The sequence below is a fragment of the Kitasatospora sp. NPDC059803 genome, assembly GCF_042732255.1.
Taxonomy (GTDB): Bacteria; Actinomycetota; Actinomycetes; order Streptomycetales; family Streptomycetaceae; genus Kitasatospora.
Genome location: NZ_JBHWIJ010000070.1, coordinates 1 through 3,932, shown reverse-complemented (window position 1 = coordinate 3,932; position 3,932 = coordinate 1). Strand labels below are relative to the sequence as shown.

The window sequence follows — 3,932 nt, the reverse complement described above, 5'->3', positions numbered from 1 at the left end:
CCCACACCCCGCTCGGCACCGGCCTCGCCGGCCGCGCCGACGAGGCCCTGGACGACTTGGTCGGCTTCTTCGTCAATTCGCTGGTGCTGCGCGCCGACACGTCCGGCGACCCGAGCTTCGCCGAGCTGCTCGGCCGCGTCCGGGAGGCCCAGCTCGACGCCTTCGCCCACCAGGACATCCCCTTCGAGCGCCTCGTCGAGGAGCTCAACCCGACCCGCGCCCTCGGCCGCCACCCGCTGTTCCAGACCCTGCTGGTGCTCCAGAACCACGGGCAGGACGCCGAACTCGACCTGCCCGGGCTGGAGTCCGCGCCCGAGCCGATCGGCCTGCGGGTCGCCAAGTTCGACCTCAACATCGGCATCGCCGAATGCCACGGACCCGACGGCGCCCCCGCCGGGCTCACCGGCTCGATCGAGTACGCCGCCGACCTCTACGACCACGCCACCGTCGCCGCCCTGGCCGCCCGGCTAGGCCTGCTGCTGACCGGTGCCGCCGCCGACCCGCACGCCCCCATCGGCACCCTCGACGTCCTCGCCCCCGACGAGCGCACCCGCATCCTCACCGAGTGGAACGCCACCGGCGCCCCGGCCCGGCCCGGCACCCTCGCCGAGTCCTTCGAGCGCCAGGCCGACCGCACCCCGCACACCACCGCCCTCGCCCACGACGGCGGCACCCTCGACTACGCCGAACTCGACGCCCGGGCCAACCGCCTCGCCCACCACCTGATCGCCCTCGGCGTCGGCACCGAGACCCCCGTCGCGATGCTGATGGAGCGCTCCGTCGAGGTCGTCGTCGCCACCCTGGCGATCCTCAAGGCCGGCGGCTGCTACGTGCCCATGCACCCCGGCCTGCCGCCCGAGCGGATGACCGACGTGCTCGCCGACACCGGCGCCCCCGTGCTGCTCACCGACCGCGCCGACCCGGGCTTCCCGCACCGGGCCGTGGTGGTCCGCCCCGGCGACGAGGCGGCCGCCCCCGCCCACCGCCCCGGCGTGCCCGTCCACCCGGACCAGCTTGCCTACGCGATGTACACCTCCGGCTCCACCGGCCGCCCCAAGGGCGTCGCCGTCCGCCACCGCGACGTCCTCGACCTCGCCGCCGACCGGCGCTGGCAGGACGGCCGGCACGAGCGGGTCCTGCTGCACTCCCCGCACGCCTTCGACGCCGCCACCTACGAGATCTGGACGCCCCTGCTGGCCGGCGGCACCGTCGTGGTCGCCCCGCCCGGCGCCCTCGACGCCACCTCCCTGCACGCCGTCACCACCCGCCACGGCGTCACCGCCGTCTTCCTCACCAAGGCCCTGTTCGACCTCGTCGCCGAGCAGGCCCCGCAGACCTTCGCCGCCCTGCGGGTCGTCTGCACCGGCGGCGAGGGGGGCGGGGGCGCCCGCAGGGGGGGCGGGCGCGGGGCGCGCCCCGACCTGCTGCTCGCCCACGTCTACGGGCCCACCGAGACCACCACCTTCGCGACCCACCACCCGCTCGTCCACGCGGACCTCGACGGCCCCCGGGTGCCGATCGGCGGCCCGCTCGACGCCATGCGCAGCTACGTCCTCGACGCCCGGCTGGGCCCCGTCCCGCCCGGCGTCCCGGGAGAGCTGTACATCGCCGGTGCCGGCCTGGCCCGCGGCTACCTGAACCGGCCGGCCCTGACCGCCGAACGGTTCGTCGCCTGCCCGTACGCGCCCGGGGAGAGGATGTACCGCACCGGCGACCTGGTGCGGCTGCGCGCCGACGGCGCCGTGGAGTTCCTCGGCCGGATCGACGGACAGGTCAAGCTGCGCGGCTTCCGGATCGAACTCGGCGAGATCGAGGCGACGCTCTCCCGCCACCCCGCCGTGCGCCAGGTCATCGTGATCGCCCGCGAGGACCGCCCCGGCGACACCCGGCTGGTCGCCTACTGCACCGCCGACGCCTCGCTCACCCCGGCCGAGCTGCGCACCTTCGCCGGCACCACGCTGCCCGGCTACATGGTCCCCGCCGCCGTCGTCCTGCTCGACGCCCTGCCGCTCAACGCCAACGGCAAGGTCGACCGCCGGGCCCTGCCCGCCCCGGACGTCGCCGCCGACGGCACCGGCCGCGAGCCCCGCGACGAGCGCGAACGGGCGCTGTGCGAGCTCTTCGGCGACCTGCTCGGCATCGACGACATCACCATCGACGACGACTTCTTCGCGCTCGGCGGGCATTCGCTGCTCGCCACCCGCCTCACCGGGCGGGCCCGCGCCGAACTCGGCATCGAACTCGCCATCGGCGACCTCTTCCAGGCCCCCACCGTCGCCGGGCTCACCGACCGGCTCGCCGACCGCGCGGCCGACGCGCCCGCCCCGGCCCGCCCGGCGCTGCGGCCCGGCCCCCGGCCCGACCGGGTGCCGCTCTCCTTCGCCCAGCGCCGCCTCTGGTTCCTCGCCCAGGCGGACGGCCCCGCCAGCACCTACAACGTGACCCTCGCCCTGCGGCTGCGCGGCCCGCTCGACCCCGCCGTCCTCGCGGACGCCCTCGGCGACACCGTCCGGCGGCACGAGGCCCTGCGCACCGTCTTCGGCGAACAGGACGGCGTCCCGTACCAGCACGTCCTCGACGGGCCGACCGCCCCGCTGCTCACCACCACCGACCGGCCGGTGGACGAACTCGCCCGCCACACCTTCGACCTGGCCGCCGACCTGCCCCTGCACGCCTACCTGCGGCCCGAGGGCTCGGACGAGCACGTCCTGGTCCTCGTCCTGCACCACATCGCCGGGGACGGCGCCTCGCTGGGCCCGCTCTACCGCGACCTCACCGACGCCTACCGGGCCCGGCTCGCCGGCCGCGCCCCCGGCTGGGAGCCGCTGCCCGTCCAGTACGCCGACCACGCGCTCTGGCAGCACGCCCTGCTCGGTGACGAGGACGACCCGCAGAGCCTGGCCGCCCGCCAACTCGCCTACTGGCGCGACGCGCTGGCCGGCCTGCCGGAGGAGCTGCCGCTGCCGCTCGACCGGCCCCGGCCCCCGGTCGCCAGCCACCGCGGGACCGTCCTCCCGCTGGAGCTCGACGCCGAACTGCACGCACGCCTCGGCGCCCTCGCCGTCGAGCACGGCGCCACGCTGTTCATGGTCCTCCAGGCCGCCTACGCCACCCTGCTGCACCGCTTCGGCGCCGGCACCGACCTGCCGATCGGCACCCCGGTGGCCGGCCGTCTCGACGAGGCCGTCACCGACCTGGTCGGCTACTTCGCCAACACCCTGGTGCTGCGCACCGACGTCTCCGGCCGCCCCAGCTTCGCCGAACTGCTGCACCGCGTCCGCGACACCGACGTGGCGGCGTACGAGCACCAGGACACGCCGTTCGAGTCGCTGGTCGAGGAGCTGAACCCGGCCCGGTCACTGGCCCGGCACCCCCTGTTCCAGGTGATGCTGGCCTTCGCAGGCACCCCCGAGGACGGGCCGGACCTGCCCGGCGTCACCGTGACCGAGGAGCCGGTCGACTTCGGCACCGCGACCTTCGACCTCACCCTCAGCCTGGTCGAGCGGCTCGCCGCCGACGGCTCCCCGGCCGGGCTGAGCGGCGGCCTGGAGTACGCGACCGACCTGTTCGACCGGGAGACGGTCCGGCGGCTCGCCACCGCCCTGGAGCTGATCCTGCGCCAGGCGGTCGAGGACCCCGAGCGCCCGGTCGCCGCCCTGGAGGTGCTCGGCGAGGCCGAGCGGGACGCTCTCGCCGCATGGAACGACACGGCGCTGCCGGACGCCGGCGCGCCCTACCTGACGGTGTTCGAGGAGCAGGCCGCGCGCACCCCCGGGGCCGTCGCCCTGGTCTGCGGCCCCGAGTCGCTGACCTTCGCGGAGCTGAACGCCCCGGCCAACCGGCTGGCCCCCGCCCGCGCCCACGAGGGCGCCGGGCCCGTCACCCTGGTCGCCCACGCCCTGGCCCGCTCGGGGGTGTCGGTGGTGGGCCCC

At 76.3% G+C, this 3,932-nt stretch carries 1 protein-coding gene; it reads left to right on the top strand.

Annotated features, from left to right (window positions below):
- Positions 1–3,932, top strand: a 3,932-nt coding sequence (locus tag ACFV6I_RS14260) for an amino acid adenylation domain-containing protein (protein ID WP_380425361.1), incomplete at both ends; no start/stop codon positions are given.